14 protein-coding genes are annotated in these 18,191 nt (G+C 43.2%); 4 read left to right on the forward strand and 10 right to left on the reverse strand.

The window, feature by feature from the left end:
* Positions 1-125: 125 nt before the first annotated feature.
* The 6 genes from ID165_RS00385 to ID165_RS00410 form a co-directional block, all read right to left on the reverse strand.
* Complete coding sequence (locus ID165_RS00385) at positions 126-1,655, reverse strand: glycoside hydrolase family 3 protein (protein WP_192348443.1); 1,530 nt, start codon at positions 1,653-1,655, stop codon at positions 126-128.
* A 99-nt stretch (positions 1,656-1,754) separates the two neighbouring features.
* Positions 1,755-3,020, reverse strand: a complete 1,266-nt coding sequence (locus tag ID165_RS00390) for an MFS transporter (protein WP_225586914.1) — start codon at positions 3,018-3,020, stop codon at positions 1,755-1,757.
* Positions 3,017-3,493 carry a GNAT family N-acetyltransferase gene (locus tag ID165_RS00395; RefSeq protein WP_192348444.1) on the reverse strand — a complete coding sequence of 159 codons (477 nt, stop codon included), beginning with the start codon at positions 3,491-3,493 and terminating at the stop codon, positions 3,017-3,019. Before ID165_RS00395 ends, ID165_RS00390 begins: the two co-directional genes overlap by 4 nt.
* A gap of 119 nt (positions 3,494-3,612) precedes the next feature.
* Entirely contained in the window at positions 3,613-5,046 is a 1,434-nt protein-coding gene (locus ID165_RS00400; protein ID WP_192348445.1) for an IS110 family transposase, read from the reverse strand.
* Positions 5,006-6,637: a glycoside hydrolase family 10 protein gene (locus ID165_RS00405; protein WP_225586915.1), complete on the reverse strand. Its 1,632-nt coding sequence runs from the start codon at positions 6,635-6,637 to the stop codon at positions 5,006-5,008. Before ID165_RS00405 ends, ID165_RS00400 begins: the two co-directional genes overlap by 41 nt.
* Positions 6,638-6,647: 10 nt before the next feature.
* A complete protein-coding gene (locus ID165_RS00410) occupies positions 6,648-7,217 on the reverse strand; it encodes an N-acetylmuramoyl-L-alanine amidase (protein ID WP_225586916.1) in 570 nt (189 codons plus the stop codon).
* A 297-nt stretch (positions 7,218-7,514) separates the two neighbouring features.
* Here ID165_RS00410 and ID165_RS00415 point away from each other — a divergent pair, with 297 nt between their 5' ends.
* Positions 7,515-8,264, forward strand: a complete 750-nt coding sequence (locus ID165_RS00415; RefSeq protein WP_192348447.1) for a DeoR/GlpR family DNA-binding transcription regulator — start codon at positions 7,515-7,517, stop codon at positions 8,262-8,264.
* A gap of 331 nt (positions 8,265-8,595) precedes the next feature.
* On the opposite strand, the gene ID165_RS00420 is transcribed toward ID165_RS00415, so the two are convergent.
* From ID165_RS00420 to ID165_RS00430, 3 genes are all read right to left on the reverse strand, one after another.
* Positions 8,596-8,952 (reverse strand): heavy-metal-associated domain-containing protein, encoded by a 357-nt coding sequence (locus ID165_RS00420; RefSeq protein WP_192348448.1) that lies wholly within the window; start codon positions 8,950-8,952, stop codon positions 8,596-8,598.
* A gap of 8 nt (positions 8,953-8,960) precedes the next feature.
* A complete protein-coding gene (locus ID165_RS00425; protein ID WP_192348449.1) occupies positions 8,961-11,174 on the reverse strand; it encodes a TonB-dependent siderophore receptor in 2,214 nt (737 codons plus the stop codon).
* A gap of 157 nt (positions 11,175-11,331) precedes the next feature.
* Positions 11,332-11,715 (reverse strand): hypothetical protein, encoded by a 384-nt coding sequence (locus tag ID165_RS00430; protein ID WP_192348450.1) that lies wholly within the window; start codon positions 11,713-11,715, stop codon positions 11,332-11,334.
* Between the two features lie 341 nt (positions 11,716-12,056).
* Between ID165_RS00430 and ID165_RS00435 the strand changes: the two genes are divergently transcribed.
* Positions 12,057-13,478, forward strand: a complete 1,422-nt coding sequence (locus tag ID165_RS00435; protein ID WP_192348451.1) for an amidohydrolase — start codon at positions 12,057-12,059, stop codon at positions 13,476-13,478.
* 388 nt (positions 13,479-13,866) lie between these two features.
* Positions 13,867-16,209 (forward strand): patatin-like phospholipase family protein, encoded by a 2,343-nt coding sequence (locus ID165_RS00440; protein WP_192348452.1) that lies wholly within the window; start codon positions 13,867-13,869, stop codon positions 16,207-16,209.
* Positions 16,210-16,328: 119 nt separating this feature from the next.
* On the opposite strand, the gene ID165_RS00445 is transcribed toward ID165_RS00440, so the two are convergent.
* Entirely contained in the window at positions 16,329-17,429 is a 1,101-nt protein-coding gene (locus tag ID165_RS00445; RefSeq protein WP_192348453.1) for a glycoside hydrolase family 43 protein, read from the reverse strand.
* Positions 17,430-17,628: 199 nt separating this feature from the next.
* Here ID165_RS00445 and ID165_RS00450 point away from each other — a divergent pair, with 199 nt between their 5' ends.
* The gene (locus tag ID165_RS00450; RefSeq protein WP_192348454.1) at positions 17,629-18,186 is read left to right on the forward strand and encodes a gluconate 2-dehydrogenase subunit 3 family protein; all 558 of its coding nucleotides are present in this window, start codon (positions 17,629-17,631) and stop codon (positions 18,184-18,186) included.
* The last annotated feature ends 5 nt before the right edge of the window (positions 18,187-18,191 follow it).

The raw sequence follows: 18,191 nt of genomic DNA on the forward strand, positions 1-18,191 counted from the left end.
ATACCGGCTTTTTTTATTTAACCGCCAATTATCAGAGGTTTTCGAAGAGAGCGTAGCACTTCTGTAGACTTATTGGCTTTACTCAGCTTAGTCATGTTAACCTGTTTCTTCAGAGCCTGAAATTTCTATTTTTCCTGAAAAAACTTTGCAGCAGCCATTTGACTTTCCTCAAATCTCTGATAGCCACAGATCACTGCTTCAAAATCTTCCAATTTTCCAAGATGACTCATTGCCAAAGGATTGCCGAAATGAACCAGAATGCATGATTTGGTCCGAACCAGACTTCTGATTTCTTCCAATACCTCTACATCCATTCCAAACCAGTTCAGCGGTTTATGAGATGGGACAAAGACTGAAATGACTACTTTCTCGGCTTTATTGATTTCTACTTCTTCCAAGTTTTGAGAGAAAAGCACTTCCAATTTATGGGCAAATGAGTTTGGTCCACGATGGAAGAACGTGCGATGAGCCAGCCTTCCTTCAGCTACCAATTTTCGCAATTCTCCACCATGGATGTTCCCGGAGACCACCGAAACGTATTCTTCGGCAAGTTGAGATTGAAGTTCAGAGTGACTTTTCCAACCAAACTCAGGAACATCCAGTTCTTTAAAATCAAATACCCCCAGCTTTTGTTTTAATGCCCAAACTTTCTCAAACGCAGCTTCAATTTCTTCTTTTGAAGCATTTTCGGCAATTTTATCCATGCCTTGTTCCACATGATCAGAGAAGCATAAAATATCATTTCCTGCATGAAAAGCCTCCCATTCGAGTTGTCCCGGTTCTGGAAACATGTCGGCTACGGCTTTCATATTAAGCGCATCTGAAATCACGATTCCCCTAAATCCCATTTCCTTTTTCAGCAAATCTGTACTGATCTCCCGACTGATGCTGGCAGCTATTTCCTTTCCTCCCGATAATGCAGGAGCAGCCAAATGACCTACCATAATCATTTCCACGCCGTGATCTATTCCATATTGAAATGGGAAAAGTTCCTCATTTTTCAGTTCTTCTTTGGTCTTTTGGATAACCGGGAGTCCCAAGTGAGAATCCGTTTGGGTGTCACCATGACCGGGGAAATGCTTGAGACATGCTCCAACTCCTGCTTTTGTCATGCCATGATACATTGCCATGGAATTCTCGGCTACTTTTTGTGGATCTGTTCCAAAGGATCTGTAGCCGATCACGGGATTGTTTGGGTTGGTGTTTATATCCGAGCATGGGGCTAGGTTAAGGTGGATTCCTGCTTTTTTCATATCCATGCCCATTCTATAGCCTACCTCTGCGATCAATTCCGGTCCATTTTCCCTTATCGCTCCAAGCGTTATTGCAAAAGGGTATTGGGGTGTTTTTTCAATCCGCATTGCCAAGCCATATTCTCCGTCAATGCTAATCAGCAGTGGGATTTTCGAAAGAGCCTGATAGCGATTGATCAATCGGGTCATTTTCTCCAAGGTTCCGCTTACATCCAACACTTCAGCACGCTTTTCGAAGTTGGCAGCAGCAGAATGCCGGCTATGGAAAAATGTCAATCCGCCGATTTCCTGCTCACAAATTAACTGTTCGACTGCAAGGTAATTTTCCTCCGAATCATGGATAAATGCAGCGGGGGAGAAGCTCTGCGCAATTTTTTGATCTTTGGAGAGTTTTGAATTCATTGGAAAATTGAAATATTTTAGAATTACTTGAAAGGTATGAAGTAAACCGAAAGGTAGAGGTTCTAAAAAGGCCGTAAATCGTAAATCCCAAGTCGTAAATCAATCCGTTTTCTTCCCAAATTCCCTAGGATACTTCACGCTTGCGGCAATTGCCAGTGCGGGGATCATTGCTATTCCTACCCAGATAAAGAATCCGGTGTAACCCAGCCACTCTTGGACATAGCCGGATAGCATTCCCGGAAGCATCATCCCCATGGCCATAAAACCTGTTGCCAAGGCATAATGGGAAGTTTTGAACAGACCTTCTGCCAAGTAAATCAAGAAGACCATGTAAGCAGCAAAGCCGAATCCATAGCCGAATTGCTCGACGACTACTACTGTGCCGGCAAAAAAGATATTCTCAGGTTGGAAGTGAGCTAGGCCTATGTAAAGCAAATTCGGAAGGTTCAGCGAAAGAGCCATCGGGATCATCCACTTGCCCAGTCCATCACGGGAGATGGCTATTCCTCCCAAAATCCCACCCAAGAGCAATGCAATTACCCCAATAGTCCCGTAAAGAAATCCTACCTCAGAGGTGCTCAGCCCCAGCCCGCCAGTCTGTCTTCCTTCGAGTAAAAAAGGAGAAGCCATCTTCACCAACTGGGATTCTCCCAACCGATAGAGCAATACAAAAGCCAGAGAAATCCCAATGTTTTTCTTGGTGAAGAAGGTGGTGAAAACCTTCCCGAAGCTCGCTTCCCGAGCAGCACGATCAGTTGATTCTTCTACATTTGGTGTAGACAAATAATTGAAGGCAGTAAGAATCAGCATCAACAGTGCCACGGTAATCATGGTATATGACCAGGCTTTGCTATTGTCACAGAGGTTTGTTTCCAGATAACCTGCGATCATCACGATCAAACCCTGGCCGGTGATCATTCCTATTCTGAAGAAGGTGCCTCGCAATCCCACAAAAAAGGATTGCTGCTCGGGTTTCAAAGCAATAAGATACATGCCATCTGATGCGATATCATTGGTGGCAGAGGCAAAAGCTCCCATCCAGAAAAAGGCAAGGGTCATAAAGAAAAAGCTGCTGCCGGTTGTGGTCAGTCCGACTCCCAGAAAAACCAGAGAGAGTATTAGCTGCATAGCCAGGAACCATTTTCTCTTTGTTCCAAAAAGATCTACAATCGGGCTCCAGATAGGTTTGATTACCCAAGGCAAATACAATAAACTGGTGTATAAGCCAATGTCAGCATTGGAGATCCCTAGTTTTTTGTACATAATCACTGACACAGCTATGATGACTATGTAAGGAATTCCTTCGGTCAGGTATAGCGAAGGAATCCATACCCAAGGATTTCTATTGGAGGATTTTTCTATCACTTGCGGATCAGATTTTCGTAGATACTCACTTCAGATCCGTCAATGGTTTTTGCGTTTACCGTCTTTTCGTAGAATTCAGCAGGGCCGACTCCGCCGATAATGGCGTATGCATAGCCCATTTCCCGCATCGATTCCAGAGATTTGACCAGAAGTATTTTGCCTATTCCTTTTCCCCTCTCAGATTCCAGTGTGCCTGTCGGACCAAAGAAATTTCTGGCGGTACTTTCGTAGCATGCAAACCCCAGAATGTCGTTTCCCCGTTGTGCGAGCCAGCAAGCTACCGGCTGTCTGCTGAAAGCTACTTCCAATTCTGACTGCCAATACTCACCAAAATGCTCCAAAACCCACTTGCTTATAAGGTGCTTTTCCGGCGCAATTGCTCTTCGGAATGCGATTTTTTCCTTTTTCAACAGGCGTGCTTCTTCTTGAGAAACATCCGGCAAACCGATCAATCGCACAAGCATGTCTTTCATCTGTTTATAATTGATTTTTTAAGACCATATGGAATCTTCGCAAGGCCAATAATCATCCCAGTGTGTGACTTTTGAGTCATGTTCGATTTCTTAGTTCTTTTGGCTCTTAAGAAACAAAACTAGCTATCCCCAGCAGGCATCAATTCCAAGCCTAATTTGGATGCCTGTCTTTTGAGATATGTTAGCTTCCGATCCGCATGGCTTTTCTCGTATTCTTCCAGAGATATGGGATTAAACTCCAACTGGCTACCTACCATGTGATAGAATATAACAGCTAGTTTTCTCGCAGTGGCCTTTGTGGCAAACAACGCCCCTCCTTTTGACTTCATCCTCCGATAAAAAGCTCCCAGATAATGGTCGCTTCTCTGGAGGGCAAAGGCCGCCATTCTAAATGCCTGTCCCGCCTTGTTTTTGCTCTTTTTCTTTTTGTTTTTCAACAGCTTCCCCCCGGATATCCGATTGTGGGGACAAAGATTTAACCATGAGGTGAACTGTCGTTCAGAAGGCCATTTGCTCATATCCACCCCAACTTCTGAAACAATCTCCATTGCACAGACTTCACTGATACCGAATATCCTGGTAAGATCCACGCCAACAATATCGGCAAGGTATGGGGTGGCATTAAAGCTGAACCTGTTCTTACTATATACTCTCCTTGGAATTTCTTGGCATTTGCCGGTTCCATTTTCGCCCGCCAGCTCCTCCATGTGTTTTTGGATCTGGGTATCGCAGTCGGTTATCTTTTGCTTGTATATCAGATATAGTTCATAGGATTGCCGTAGTTCAAAGAGAGGCTCCACTTTCCGGGTTCCCTCCAGGGATAATACGATCTCCTCTTTCGAAGCCTTAACCCGGCCTACGGCCAATGAAGCAAGTCTCTCGGGATCCCGTTCTCCGTCAAGTATCGCGTTGATGATAAGCTGGCCGGATTTCCCCGTGATATCCGTAATCACATTGTGAAGTTTAATGTTGAGCTGCTCGAAGGCTTTTTGCATATGAAGTATCTGGGTAGAATACGCTTGGGTCAGATTCTTCCTGTGCCGCATGTAGCCACGGAGTGTTCTTATCATATCTTCCGGCTGAAAACTTGCCGATAGTAACCCATAGGAATGCAACTGCTGGATCCATTGGCAGTCAAGCACATCCGTTTTCCTTCCTGATACATTTTTAACATGCTGGGCGTTCACTTGACCACAGGATCTAGCACTAATCCAAAACACGATCTTAACTGCTTTGGCGTGTAATGATAATACGTATGTTTCCTCTAGTTGTGTCATTTTTAAAATGCCCTTCACTTGACGCAAAAGAAGCAAAAAGTCAAGATGCCAGCAAAGCTTCACCCCGCAGTCCAGCCGCCTGGCTTCCTCCTGCGGCGGACAAGACTGCTGCTGCGTCACCCCTCCCCGCCCTAAAAAAGAGCGATCCTGCTGATGCGGTGTCTGTCGGTTTATAATCATCCCCCTGTGTGTTTCCGTAGGTACGGGATCATGTTCGATTTCATATAAAGAGATTTTAAGGTATTTGGTAAACTTGGGTTTGTACGATTCGTCCATAATGGTCAATCCAGCGTACGGCAAGAAATTTAGTATTCAGACTTTTAACCTCCAAGGTTCTTGCTCTCATTCCACCTACCCAGACTGGGTGTATTTCGGCTCCGGCCAGTTGATTTAGCTCATTCGCACCTTGAATAAGCGCATAACGGATAGCTGGGTCAAGAGGACTCGCCATTCGTATAGAGGTAAATTCCGAATTGGCTTCCACGCTGAATACTACAGGTGTGTCTATGACAGATGGGCTTTTGGGTTGAAATGAGGGAGGTAATGTTGGTTCATTGTATAGTTCGCTTTTGAGCAACTGAGCCACATCCTGATTTTTGATTTTCAAGGATTTTGCAGAGAAAAAGGCATTCCCCTGTATGGTAGGCAGCGTACGTGTATATGAAATTTGCATGTTGATTTCGCGGGGATTGTTCCATGCAGCGTCGGAATCTTCGCGGATTTTATAGGGTCCATTTCCGATGTATATGTTGGTATTATAGTGGTTTTTTGCCCACCAGTCATTTAGCATTCGATGCGATGCGAGCCTGTGATCCATACTCCAGTAGAGTTGGGGAATCATGTAGTCTACCCAGCCATTTTTCATCCAAAGCAAGACATCCGCATAGAGATCGTCATAGTTTGTTTGCCCCGCTCTGGTAGGGGATCCTTTTGGGTCTTTGTCCTGATTTCTCCATACACCAAAGGGCGAGATACCAAATTGTACCCACGGTTTACTTTGCTTGATCGTCTCATTGAGAGCAAGAATCAATTGATTTACATTATCTCTTCTCCAATCATCTTGTGATTGCCCGGGTTTCTTGTACTTGCTGTAAGTTGCCTTATCCGGAAAATCTAATTTTGCGACTTTGTAGGGATAAAAATAATCGTCAAAGTGAACAGCATCAATATCGTAATTGTCCACAATTTCCTTGATTACAGCCAGTAAATGAGCTTTTACTTCGGGTAATCCGGGATTGTAGTAATATTTGGTATCGTATTTCAGCATCCAGTCTCGATGTAAGTTATAATCGTGATCGGGGCTGAGATCGGCTGTGTTTAGATTCATGGTGGCACGATATGGATTTAGCCAAGCATGAAATTCTAATCCTCTGGCATGCGCCTCTTGAATCATCCACGTAAGGGGATTCTCGGAAGTATTTGGTCCTCTACCCTGTTTTCCGGTCAGGTATTTGGACCAGGGTGCGTGGTTACTGGGATAAAAAGCATCCCCTGCAGTTCTTACCTGAACGATAACTGCATTGAAATTAAGGTTTTTGTAATAATCCAAAAGATTAAGGAAATCACGCTTTTGCTTTTCGTACGTGTCATCCGGAGAAATAGGCCAATCGATGTTTGCTACCGTGGCTATCCAGACCCCACGGAATTCCCGTGGCATTTCAGGCATTTGGAATGTTAAGGGTTGTAAAGCTACCGGAGCTTTCGGCAGTTTCTTTACAGGAAGATTGGCTCCCGGGTTTGGATTGGTGGTCGTATTGATAGTGCCGGAAGGATGTTTTCCTGATGTTGTGGTTTTTTGGGATTTACAGGCAGACAACAGTAGGCTGATGGTCAAAATAATAAATAGATGCCTAGAAAGGGATTTCATAAATGGGTAATCAAAGCGTTGGTATGGGTTTCAAATCTAAATCTGCCAAGTTTTTTCGGAGTTTCTTCATAAAGGTGTCTCCCGGATCGGTTTTTACAGTGCGATAATCAGGATCAACTTCCTTCCACCAGTCTGTTGACTGGAAGTTTTGGTATTCATGATGGCCGATGACATAGTCTATTGCATATTTCCTTTCCAGATATCTGATCAGCTTTTCGTTTGCCTTTAATTGTTCTTTTGTCAAAGGCATCTTATCACTGCCGATATTTTCGATGCCAATCGCCAAATAATTCAATCCTATCGTATGCCGGGCAAAAGTAGTGTCCGGTAATAGTCTAAAAATCGTGCCGTCCCTGTCAATTAAAAATTGACTTGAAACATTTAAATTACTTGCACCGGTCAAATCTGCCCTTCCATCCAATGTAGCCGGATTGAAAACATCAAATGTCACTTCTATATTGTCAATTGCAGTCCAGTGGACTACTACCATTTTAGGGTCAATAGATGCAGTTTTCTGTTCCAGACCATGACGCTCTTTGAGGTACCTAAGAGAGAGTTCCTCTCTTTCTTGATTCCACATGATGGGCTTGTCTATTATCCTGAAAGTAGATTTTGGGCTACAGGAGCTTTGAATAAGTGAAATGCAACAGATTCCTAATAGAAATATAGGATACAGGGAATTGGACTTCATGGTTTTTCAGTCTACTTTAACGTCAAATTCAATGGGGTAAGAATTGCTTTCCACAGCTAAACTAGCCAGAAAAATGCAGGATAGGCAAGGTGACCGGGCAATTCTTTGCAGGTAGTTCCATTTGCAGGTTGTTTTTGCAAGTTTTTGCTGTTATTGTTAGCTTCCCAAATCCAACAATTTTATCCTATGCTGAAAGAAGAAAGACAGAAGTATATTTTGGATCAGGTACACCTGCATCACCGGGTTTTGCTCAATGACTTATCAGATTCATTAAATGTGTCGATCGATACCGTGAGACGGGATGTAAAGGAGTTGGACAAAGAAAAAAAGCTGAAGAAGGTGCATGGTGGAGCGACGTCCTTTGGATTTATGACTTTCACCAAAGACGATGGGAATATCTACCTGAAGTCAAAGAAAATTTCCATTGCCGAAAAGACTGTTTCTCTACTTTCTGATGGACAGGTGATCTTAATGAGTGGAGGTACTACGAATATGGAAGTTGCCAATCTCATCCCAAAGAAATTGGTTTTGACTGTCTTCACACCAAGTTTGCATGTGGCGATGGCCTTGCTTGAGCATGAAAATGTTGAGGTGATTTTTTTGGGAGGTAAACTCCTGCATGAGGCCAAATTCGCTGTGGGAGGAACTGTAGTAAACGCACTTTCACAGCTTCGCGTGGACTTGTGCATACTCGGTACTGGATATTTGGATGCGGAATTTGGATTGACGGAGTTTGACTGGGAAGTGATTCAGGTGAAGCAGGCAATGATCCGAGCTGCCAAGAAAACTATAATTCTGACTGTTTCGGACAAGCTTCATTCCGTCCAAAAGTATAAGACCTGTGATATGACGGCCGTTCATACCTTGGTTACCGAGCTGGATCCGTCGGATCCGCTTTTGGATGCGTTTAGACCTTTTGAGTTGGTGCTGGTCTGATTCTAAAATTTGGGTTATCCGTCATTGCGATCCCGTAGTAATGAGCACTCAATAAGAGATTGCTTAGTCGAAAGCAATTCCCTTCGGTCATTGTTTTTTTTCGCAATGACGGGCAAAGCAATGGATTCCGAGAGTAAACCACACATCATCGGTTATCCGTCATCGCGATCTGCCTGAGGCGGAGAAGCGATCCAGTAGTAATTAGCACTCAATAAGAGATTGCTTCGTCAAAAACACTTCCCTTCGGTCATTGTTTTTTTCTCGCAATGACGGACAAAGCAATCGATTCCAAGAGTAAAAAAGCTTCCCATTTCTGAGAAGCTTCCTGCGATTAATTATCCTTTTTTTTGTGAGGTGCGTTATCGTGCGCACCGTCTTTACAACATTCATCAAGTTTCTCATAGGCTTTCGGATCGCGCTTCAGTGAATCTGCATGATAGCCCACCATAGTCACACGTTTTCGGAGTTTGTCCGGGTTGGTCTTGGAGTCCAGATAGGCAATGTTTAATACTTTGGTTTCCAAGTCCAGATTTACAGATTTCACACCTTTTTCGAAGGTGAGATCCTTTTCCAAGGTAGCCTTGCACATCTCGCAGATTGCTGATGTTTTGATGCCGATAGTTTTTACCTGTGCCTGTGCTGCAAATGCGGAAGCCGCAATAAATAGGGTTAAGATTAGCTTTTTCATCGTAGTTATTAGTTGATTTTATATCTGATCCCTGTGTAGATAACCCTTCCGGCGATTGGTCCCCAGGCCATCGAGGCGTCGAAATTTTGTCCAAAAGGATTTTCGGGATCAATAATTGGATTTGATTGTTTGAAGTCCAGGATATTTTCTCCACCCAAGTAGATGCTGCCCCAGCGAAACCCACGGCTCACTTGCGCATTCACCAGAAAGAAATCAGGTGATTTTTCCGCTACCCGATATTCCATAGGACTGTCACCGGTGTCAGGTAGGCGCATTGGGCCATTCCAGTTTACAGTCATGTCTGCCTTCCACTTATCGTAATTGGTAGCATAGGCCAAATTCATGAAGAAGCGGTCTTGACTTTGATAGGGAACTTGCTGTAAGATACCGTTGGTCGTCATGAGATTTTCATAATGCTTATAGGCTGCTTTAACATCCAGTTTTTCAGTCAATGGATAACTGGCTTCTACTTGAAAGCTACGGGCAAATGAGCCGTTTTGCAGATTATTGATCACCAGTAATGATGAACTTACATCTTGATCATACACCAGCTGATTTTCGAAAGTGGTATAGAAATAATCCGTCACCAGACTAAGTGGTTTATCCTTAATCGACAAATTTGCAGCGAGACTGATTCCTGTGTTCCAGCTCACTTCCGGTTGAAGTACAGCATTGAAAATAATATCCCTGGATGAAACCCAGATCATGCTGTTTTCCATTAGGGCATTTGGTGTGCGGTAGCCTTTCCCTACAGAACCCCTTACTGTCCATTTAGGGACAAATTCCCACCGTGCATGGACTCTGGGAGTGAAATAGGTGCCGAAAAGATTGTGAAAATCCGTTCTTGCTCCCGCTACTACTGTAAGTTGGTCGTTTGGGATGAAATTATACTCGAAGAAAACACCGGGCACTTTTTCCGTCCTATTCATAGCTGTATCCAGACCGGTAGTACTGTTGGAATTGAAAGTTTCCTCAAAATCATCATAAAGAAAGCTAGCTCCGGTTTTGTATTGGTGAAAGCTTGAACCTAAGATATTCTGGTAAATGAAATTCCCATACGCTGTTTTTTCAATACCGCTATAGATTCTTCTTCCTGCTCCTCCATTGAAATCTTGATAGGAGAGAGAATACTGGAAGCCCCAACTTTGGGTAGGCTTATCGGGATAGATCATCCCCAGTTTGCCAAATACTTCTGCTTTTCGGGTATCCATTTGATAGCCATACATGCTACTTGTGGACAGATCGCTGTTGAAGCCAAATCCTTTTTGCCCTCCTGCATTGTCAGACATAAATAGATTCACGCCTATTTGGGCCATCAGCCGATCTCCCCCATACTTGTAGCGATTCAGGAAGTTCAGCTGTCTTGCTTTCGGCAAATCCATAAAACCATCGTCATTTCCGTCGATTTCCGTACCGATTTGACTGGCGTGAAACAACACGCCTGAGCTCCATTTTTCATTGATGGGAATCTGGTGATTTGCGTTGATTTCCAGCCTTCCAAAGGAGTTGAGGTAAGCATTGAGATACCATTTGTCCATGGTTTCCGGTTTGAAAAGATCCACGTTGATCTGACCGGTCATGGATTCGTAGCCATTGATGACAGTCCCGGCGCCTTTTCCCACATCGATGGATTGAATCCAGGTTCCCGGTACATAGGTAAGACCGAGTCTGGAATTCAACCCCCTGATATTGGGGATTCCTTCTCTGCTGATCAGTACGTATCGACCGTCCAGCCCCATCATTTGGATCATTTTGGTGCCGGTGACAGCGTCTGCATAGGAGACATCTACAGACGCATTTGTTTCAAAACTCTCAGAAAGATTGCAACAGGCGGCTTTTTGAAGTTCGCTTTCGGTAATAAGAATACTTAGAAAAGGAGCTTCGTCTACCACGGACTCTGATCTAGCCTGTATAGTGACTTGCTCCAGTGATTCACCGCTTTCCTGAAGTGTGATTACCATCGCTTGGTCAAAAACAGGAGTTAATGTATCCTGTTCATAGCCAAGATAGGAAATGATTAAACGGTCGGTTTGCAGTATGTGTTCCAGTATGAAGCGACCTTCCGTATCGGTGACAGTTCCTTGCTGCTTGTCCAGAAGTTTAATGCTGGCGCCGATCAGAGGCTCATTGGATGCTGATTTTACCTGCCCTTTTATGGAGTTTTGGGCAAATAGAATCGACGGTGCTACCAGGCATCCTATTAATAGGATTATTGATTTCATGTGTTTGTGATTTCTTTTTTAGAGCCACATGGAATCTCGCAAGGCAAATAATCATCCCAGTGTGAGATGTTCTGAGTCATGCTCGATTTCATAAATAATTGCTTGTGTGTAAAATAGATTACAGTCCGCCTAAGACGGATAAAAAATCAAGCAATTTTTAAATAAGGAAGGTTTGATGTAGGATGTTCAGATCTGGAATTGGCCGATCGGGGAATACAAAGTCGGGGTTTGGAATTTGATCAACTTTAAGTTGAATGCCGGGAAAGGTAAGCACGTATACCAACACAAATTCCGCAGAAAGCTGAGTCTGGAACTGTGCTTTTCCAAAATAGTCATCTGAATCAGATGAAGTATATTCATCTGAGCAACAATCAGGATCAGGGATTTTCTCTAAATCCACGCCGCAACAATCGGTTTTCTCGGGAGCTATAGTGACGTCGGTACTTTTTAATTCATCCCCACAATAATGCGCTGCTAAGGTCAAATTAACCTGACCTGTCAGGAAAAATAGGAGCATTATAGAAGAGATGATTGATTTCATACGTTAGGCAAAGATCGGGATTTCATTTGAAATAGAAAAACCTACGTTCTTTACGGGAAGTGAGAGGGTAGGTTTGCTGAATTTCAGAATATATGATTATTCGGAGGGCTTAGGATGTGAAGGTTCTATCATTTGATTTCAATTAGGATCAAAAAAGGTTACGTGTTTTGCCCAGACAGGGGGGGAATGTCAATTTTTTTACTTCAATAATTTCTTGGAGTGCTTCCGGTAATTGTAGTTTCCTTAAAATAACGGGATTCTTGTTTCATTTTCTTAAAATTTAATTGGAAGTTGTTTCACATTATGTAATTTAAAAGTCACCATCAACCTATTCTTGATTTATGAAGAACTTTTATTTATTGATTTGTCTATTTATCACAGTGGAAGTCCATGCTCAAGAGCAGGAGATTCTCTCAGCACTTGACAGCAAAGCGGATTTTTACGGAGGCATCGCCCTGAAAATCTGGTCAAACCCTGAGCTGGGCTATCTTGAAAATGAAAGTTCTGCGCTGCTTCAAAAGACACTGAAAGATGCCGGTTTTACAGTCAAAGCAGGTGTAGCTGATATTCCAACGGCATTTGTGGCAGAGTATGGATCCGGCAAACCCATTATTGCGATCCTTGCTGAATTTGATGCATTACCGGGAGTTTCCCAAAAAGCAGTACCGTTCAAAGATCCTGTCGTCGAAGGAGGCCCCGGACATGCATGTGGACATCACTTGTTCGGTGCTGCCTCAGTGGCTGCAGGAATCACGACAAAGGATTGGCTGGAGTCTTCGGGTGTACAGGGAACCATCCGGGTGTATGGGACGCCTGCCGAAGAAGGTGGAGCGGGCAAAGTTTACATGGCCAAAGCGGGATTGCTTGACGATGTAGACGCTGTATTGCACTGGCATCCGTCCAGCCAAAACGATGCAAGTGCAACTTCCTCGTTGGCAAACAAGTCAGCAAAGTTTAGATTTTATGGTGAAGCATCGCATGCGGCCATGTCTCCGGAGCGGGGAAGATCTGCCCTGGACGGAGTGGAATCTATGAATTATATGGTGAACATGATGAGAGAACATGTGCCGCAGGAAACGAGAATTCATTATGTGATTACCAGTGGAGGAGAAGCCCCAAACGTAGTTCCGGCTTTTGCTGAAGTATTTTATTATGTAAGAAACCCTGATGTAGCCAACGTGAAATCAATTTTTGAACGCGTGGTCAAAGCTGCTGAAGGTGCAGCCATCGGCACCAATACTGAAATGAAATATGAAGTGATACACGGGCTTTATAATTTATTGCCAAATGAAACCTTGGGAAAAATCATGTATAACAATCTGGTGAAAGTCGGCGGCGTAGTGTATGATACTGAGGAAAGAAAGTTTGCGGAGGAGATCATGAAAACCTATTCTATGAAAGCTTCAGTAGAAGATGCTGCCAAAATCAATCCCTTTAAAGTGGTGGAAAAAGGAACAGGAGGTTCTACAGACGTGGGGGATGTAAGCTGGCTTGTGCCTACAGCCGGCATGGGTTCGGCCACTTGGGTACCGGGTACATCTGCACATACTTGGCAGGCAGTGGCTGCCGGAGGGACTAGCATAGGCCCGAAAGGAATGATGGTAGCTGCAAAAACCCTGACTTTGACTGCGATTGATATATTTAATGATCCGGAGGTTACTAAAAAGGCATTGTCTGAATTGAATGAACGAAGAGGAGAGGACTTTAGCTACGAAGCATTGACAGGTGACCGGGAACCGCCATTGGATTATAGGAAGAATTAACAGAGGCTGTTTCATAATCAGTTTTTCTTGTCAGGCTGAGTAAGAAAAATTTAAGATTTACAAAAGAATAATGACAGTAAGTGATTTTAGGAACAAAGTTGGGTCATCCTGAGCATTTAGAGGCGAGAGTCTCGAAATCGAAGGGTCATCGACTCCGATCTCGGACTTACGCAACATTTGAATACTTATTTGAATTCCGTCATTGGTAGGGAAGTCGAAGCCTTTTAGAGGCTAATCATGCCCATTTCGACTTTCCGCTACAGCGAGGCAAGCTCCTCAATGTGACATTCATAAGTTTTGGGACAGCCTCTTTTCTTCGGTTTTTCGTAAAAAGTGGAATCAATTGAAAAAATATAGCCAGTTTTAAGCAGTAGTTATTTCTATTAAAATGCTTAGAAACCTCACTTTCCTATGTTTTGTTTTCTGGGTTTGTCAGCATGCCTTTTCTCAGACTGGTTACACGTCCAAGCCTCAGGCTGAGCAGGCAAAAATAGGATTGGTACTCAGTGGAGGAGGAGCCAAGGGAATAGCACATGTAGGCATACTTAAGGCAATGGAAAAGGCGGGTCTCAAGCCTGATTACATTGTGGGTACAAGTATGGGGGCTGTAGTGGGAGGGCTTTATTCGTTGGGATATAGCGCAGCAGAACTTGAGGAAATCATAGGAAGGATTGATTGGGGGTTGTTGATTTCCAACAGGGTGAATTTTAAGGAAATTGCCTTTGAAGAAAAGGAATATTACAATCGTTATCTACTTGAATTTCCTATAGTGGAAGGAAAAATCGCTTTTCCATCCGGTTTGATTCAGGGACAGGTGCTTTCAGATGTTTTGCATTATTTCACCTGGCCGGCTAATTCTTACAAGACATTCGATGATTTTCCGATTCCTTTCCGTTGCGTGGCAACGGATATACGGACAGGACAACCGGTAATTTTTGATAGGGGATATCTGCAGGATGCTCTGAGATCCAGTATTGCCATCCCAACGGTTTTTTCTGCGTTTGACTTGGACAGTACCTCTGTAGTAGATGGTGGAGTGGTTAATAATTTCCCGGTCGACATCGTGAGACAAATGGGTGCTGATGTAGTCATAGGTGTCAATGTGAGTAGAGAAGATTTTAAGGATATTGATGAATTGGGGGGATTTGGAGGGATTCTGATGCAGCTTGCCATGGCACCTTCGCTGAGCATTACCAAGGAGAATATTGAAGCAACGGACATCTATATCAAGCCTGATCTGGGAGGATATTCTACAGGCAGTTTTAGCTCTTTTAATGATATTTTAGAACTCGGGACTAAAGCGGGAGAAAAATACTTGGATCAGTTCAAGCACCTGGCCGATAGTCTGGGCAGAAATGATGTTGTGTCAGGAATAACATTTCATACAGATTCTATCCAGATCGATAAAATCGAGATTTTGGGTAATCGTCTTTTTTCTACTGACTTAGTCCGGTCAAAACTGAATATTGATGAGGGAGATTATGTAAACCGCGATGAGTTGGAGACTGCTGTGCATAGTATATATGGTATGAACGGTTTTTACAAAGTAGATTACCGGCTTACGGATATAGCCACCAATAGGTATGCACTACTTATTAGGATCAAGGAGAAGCCCAGTACTTTATTAAGCACTTCTATTCATTACGATGATCAGTTTTCAGCAGGGATCTTGTTGAATTTAACGGCGAGGGAGGTGATCGGACGAAACTCACGAACCATTCTTATTGCAGATATTTCTGATAACCCGAAGTTCAGGGTGGACTATTACAAGTACACAGGTACAAAAAAGAAATTTGCATTCAATTTCCGGATGAATTTCCTGAAGCAGGAACTTCCAAATTATATAGAGGGAAAAGAGGTCGATGTTCAGATTGGTCGAAATTCCCGAATCGAAGCTCAGATGATTTCTACCAATTCATTGAAGCAGTCCTTTTCTATAGGAGGTATATTTGATGCGTCTACCTCAAAATTCAAGTCTTTTTCCAGTTCATTTGAGGATATCAAGAATGGCCGTCAAGCGTATTTCGGAGGCAGGTTTAAATATTACCGAAATTCCCAAAATGATAGAAATTACCCCACAGCAGGCGCTGAGGCTCTGTTGGAGGGGACACTGCATGTTAAAAATTGGCTGTCAATTAATCTTCAGTCAGGCGTGGATACTGTCTCTTTCAACGTAGGGGAAGAGAGTATGGCTTTGCCGGTAAATCTGTTTAATTCATATGTGAAAGATCTAGTTCCGAATTCTTACTTCTCAGTCTACGCAAAGTATTCCAAATTTTTAAGGTTTAACTCTAAGCTGCAGTTTCATCCGGATATGGCCGCAGGTTTAACGCTTTCTTCAGAAGATAATTCCAAGGTTTTCAATGAGTTTTTTGTTGGAGGCTACCAGAATGTAAGGTTCAATGACACAAGGTTTTGGGGATTGAACTATGCGGAAATTCAAACGCCTAATTTCATAAAGTTTGGCGCTGAATTCCAATACCTCCCCTTCAAGAAAATAAATTTAAGGGCAGGAGCAAATTTCTTGGGCTATAGTGAACAGATACCATTTACTGACCCTGATTTTTTCACGGAGATCAATCAACAGGAAAGTTACTTAGGATACGGGATGGATATATCCTATCAGTCGATCGTAGGTCCCATTACTGCGGGATTTGGAGGGAATGACAGGGATGGCGAGCTTAGGGGGTATATTTCGATTGGATTCTCCTTTAATTATTCAGATAGATAGAGCCTACTGATCTTGCATTGGAGTATCTTGGAAAGGTAAAGCACCAGGCAGTGCTAAAATATAAAAGGAGCCATTTTTGATGACTCCTTTTTCATGGAATGATGAATTTTGACTTTTTCTTACTTCACAGGTGTTATTGTTTGAATACTGCCGTCTTCGAAATGCTTCATTGGTGCAACTTTGATGTTTCTAAGGTGAGTCTTTCCGGAAAGCTGAGTGTCGTGATAATAGATAAACCAGTTACCATCCACTTCCACGATGGAATGATGATTTGTCCACCCCTCCACCGGGTTAAGCACCACGCCTTTGTAAGTAAATGGCCCGTATGGATTGTCAGAAGTGGCGTAAGCAATGAAGTGTGTGTCGCCTGTAGAATAAGATAAATAATAGGTACCCCCATACTTGTGAACCCAGGCAGCCTCAAAAAATCTTCGGTCATTATCCCCGTTTAGGAGTTCCTTGCCGTTTTCATCCAAAATTTTAATCTCCTTGGGAGTTTCTGCAAACTCCAGCATATCATCATTCATTTTGGCGATGATGGGTCCCAAAGCCGGTTGGTCGTCAGCAGGAAGTCCATCGGTAGGTGCGCTTCCTTTATCTTCGAATTTATTGTTTCTGTATTTCTGCAGTTGACCTCCCCAAATTCCGCCAAAGTACATGTAATATGTTCCGTCACTGTCTTCAAAAACAGATGGGTCTATGCTGTAACTTCCTTTGATGGGTTTGGGCTGTGCAGTAAAGGGACCAATAGGGGAATCACCTACGGCTACCCCGATTTTGAAAATGTCATTTTCATCTTTTGCCGGAAAATAGAGGTAATATGTGCCATTTTTTTCAGCAGCATCAGGAGCCCAAAGTTGTCTTTTTGCCCAAGGTATATCCTCAGCACCCAATACCTTGCCATGATCGGTAATCGCTCCGTCTGGAGAGTCCATAGAGTAGACATGGTAATCCATCATATTGAAATGTGCTCCCAAGTCGTCCTCGGGAACATCCGATTCTACATCGTGAGAAGGATAGATGTAGATTTTTCCACCAAAGACATGAGCAGAAGGGTCAGCAGTATAGTGATCTGTAATTAATGGTTCAGAGAGATACTTTGAGGTGCTGTCAGTGGATTGGACTGTAGCAGTGCTCTCTTTTGTTTCTGTAGGATTGCCACAAGAGACAAACACAAAAAAGGCGCAGAACGGCGGCAAGTATGTCAATAGGTTTCTCATAAATAGGTTAGGTAGGTTAATTGAAATAAATATAGTTTGAATAACTGGGTTTTTGGTAATAAAGTATGGTTTTGTTGCTGATAGTGTGGTTTTTATTTTATAAATACCCGCTTATGCCAATGATTTGCCTTTGGTGGATTTGATTGGTGGGATGCGGTCTAAAGTTCTATATTAAACCTTCAATAACCCAATCTAATCTATGAACAGAAGAAATTCCCTGAAAATCCTGGGCGGTGTATCCGTGGGGATTGGAGGTCTGGCACTGGCAGATTGGAAGTGGCAACTTCTTGATGGTATTGGCCATCAGGGCTTTTTCACTTCCAAAGAGGAAAAACTTATCTCTGCCATTGCGGATACGATCATTCCTGCCGGTCTACCACCCAAAACACCCACCCCTGATGCGAGGCCGATAGGTGCACTCAGCACAGGCACAGATGTATATCTGATCAAACTTTTTGAGCATTGCTATGCTAAAGAGGATCAAGATAAAATCAAATCCCAACTGGCTGCTTTGAATGCTCATACAGGAAATGAGTTAGGGAAAAGCTTTTATAAACTCCTCAATGAAGAAAGGGAGCAGGTTCTCCTTGGATTGGAAACTTCAGAAAATAAGGATGAACGAGAATTTTTTGAGGTGATGAAGTCGGAAACAATTGCAGGTTTCACCACAGTGAAAGAAGTCATGGTTGATTATAGAAACTACAAAGTAGCTCCGGGATACTACCATGGTTGCGCTGATATTCCCACCCAAACCTAATTTAC

The organism is Algoriphagus sp. Y33, from assembly GCF_014838715.1.
GTDB lineage: Bacteria > Bacteroidota > Bacteroidia > Cytophagales > Cyclobacteriaceae > Algoriphagus.